We start from the raw sequence: 2,302 nt of genomic DNA on the forward strand, positions 1-2,302 counted from the left end.
CCGCCGATGAAGCACAGCCTGGAACAGGCGCTGGCCTATATCCAGGATGACGAGCTGGTCGAAGTGACGCCCAAGGCCATCCGCATCCGCAAGGCGGTCCTGGACCCCAACGAACGCAAGAAAGCCGAACGCGCCGCCGAAGCCGCACAGGCGGCGCAAGGGTAATTGCGTTTGGTCCATCGAAGACGAAGAAGGCGGCCAATTGGCCGCCTTTTTTGTTCAGAAGGTCAGTGACGAGCCGATGGCGATTTCAATGGCGTCATAGTTGTCGGCATTGTCACCGTCATCGTCGGCGGCTTCATTCCAGGTATAGAAGATGCCGCCGTCGAGATCGATGCCCGGGCCCATGGCGTAAGAGAAGTCGAGGCCGGCGCGGTCGAGTTTGCTGTCGTCGCTGAAGCCGGCTTCTTGCGTTTGCACATGAGCATAGCCGCCGCCGATGGTCCAGGCATCGAGCGTGTAGGCAAAGCCCAGGCCGAACATCCAGATATCCTGGCCCGCACCATTGCCGTCGTCGAGGAACGTGCCGGCGGCACCGACCTGCAGCCCGCCGATGCTTAGATTGGCGCCGAGATTGTAGCCGGCCTGTTCGGCATCGTCGGCAGACGTACCCTCGACATCGCCCTCCCAATAGCCGGCGGCACCCAGATTGAGCCCCCAGCCATCGCCCTCATAATCATAGTGCATAGCAAGCGCGACATTGTGGTTGGCGCTGCCCTCGGAGCGGTCAGGATGGAAGCTGTCCGCAACGTTGTCGGTGCCGCTGTCGGTCTTCTCGTCATCATTGGGCGTGTAGGACAGACCGAAGCTGAAGCCGTTCCATTGCGGTGTGTAGTAGACGATCTTGATCACCGCATCCTGCAACGCCAGCGAGGCTTCCGGATCGAAGAGGCCCGGGCTCAGCGGCGAGCCGATGATGTTGGGCGAATAGGGACCGAAATTGGCGGTCGATCCCGGCGGCAGCATGTACATGTTGCCGGCGGCGCCATCCAATGCGCCGACACGCAATTCGCCGAAGCCGCCTTTGTAGAAGGCGTAGACATTGTCGATGAAATCGTCGCTCTCGCTCTCGGCTTCCATCTCGACGCGCGCACCCACGGTGACACCGTTGTCGAGCGTGGTCTCGCCCATGAAGAAGATCTCGGCATCGCTGCTGACGCCGTCCAGATTCTGGTCGTGGCCGAGCTCGCCTTGCGCATCGTCATCGATGGTGAAGCCATAGGCGCTACGGAAGAAGCCGCCGAGGCTGAGCTTGATACCGTCGGACGCTTGGGCCGTCGCTACATTCGCGGTGCCCGCGACCGTCAGCGCAAAAAGCGAGGTTGTGGAGCGAAACCTGATCGCCATGCGGAGTCCCCTTTCGCTGGCTAACCTTGGTAACAGCAAGGTTATCCTGCGCGCAAATCTCAGCGTTGTCCAAAGATAGCGGTGCCGACCCGGACATGCGTGGCGCCGAAGGCGATGGCCGTCTCGTAATCGCCGCTCATGCCCATGCTCAAGTGATCGAGGCCGTTGGCCCGCGCCATCTCGCGCAGCAGCGCAAAATGCGGGGCGGGGTGCTGGTCAGCGGGCGGGATGCACATCAGGCCGATGACGGGCAGCTTCAGCTCGTCGCGACAGAGGCGCAGGAAGGCATCGACATCGGCCGGATGGATGCCGGCCTTCTGGGGTTCCTCGCCGGTATTCACCTGGACGAAGAGGCGCGGATGCCGGTTCTGTTTCTTCATTTCGTCGGCCAGGGCCCGGGCGAGCTTTTCGCGGTCGAGCGATTGAATGACGTCGAAGAGCGCCACCGCCTCGCGCACCTTGTTGCTTTGCAAGGGGCCGATCAAATGCAGTTCGAGCGACGGGTGGGCTGCCTTCAGCGATGGGAATTTCGCCTGCGCCTCCTGCACCCGGTTCTCGCCGAAGACCGTCTGCCCGGCATGGATCGCGGCAACAACGGCCTCGGCCGGATGCGTCTTCGAGACGGCAATGAGTTCGATCGCATCTGCCGGCCGCTCGGCGGCTTTGGCGGCAGTGGCGATGCTTTCACGGATCTGCGCCAGGTTGCTGGCAATGTGCGGGAAATCGGTCATGGTCATCAATGGGAATGATCGCGGCTTCGGAACGGCGGGCGCGGCATCTTAAGGGAGCCGCGGCGGTGAATACACCCTCTCAGGTGGGACGCGCCCAAAAAGCAATAAGGGGAGCAGTTGCCTGCTCCCCTTAAAGTCGTTCCAATATCTATCCAGCCGAGGCTGGAGCGATATTAGAAGGTGATCGACGAACCGACCGAGAACTCGAGCGAGTCGTAGTTGTT

At 61.7% G+C, this 2,302-nt stretch carries 3 protein-coding genes; 1 reads left to right on the forward strand and 2 read right to left on the reverse strand.

Going from position 1 to position 2,302, the window contains the following annotated elements; genetic code table 11:
- Positions 1 to 165, forward strand: a 165-nt coding sequence (locus ACE3OA_RS21485; RefSeq protein ID WP_374314699.1) for a hypothetical protein, incomplete at its 5' end; no start/stop codon positions are given.
- 54 nt (positions 166 to 219) lie between these two features.
- On the opposite strand, the gene ACE3OA_RS21490 is transcribed toward ACE3OA_RS21485, so the two are convergent.
- Complete coding sequence (locus tag ACE3OA_RS21490; RefSeq protein WP_374314693.1) at positions 220 to 1,347, reverse strand: porin; 1,128 nt, start codon at positions 1,345 to 1,347, stop codon at positions 220 to 222.
- A 59-nt stretch (positions 1,348 to 1,406) separates the two neighbouring features.
- Positions 1,407 to 2,084, reverse strand: a complete 678-nt coding sequence (locus ACE3OA_RS21495; protein WP_374314696.1) for a YggS family pyridoxal phosphate-dependent enzyme — start codon at positions 2,082 to 2,084, stop codon at positions 1,407 to 1,409.
- Positions 2,085 to 2,302: the final 218 nt, after the last annotated feature.

Source organism: Dongia sp. (genome assembly GCF_041906375.1).
GTDB lineage: Bacteria > Pseudomonadota > Alphaproteobacteria > Dongiales > Dongiaceae > Dongia.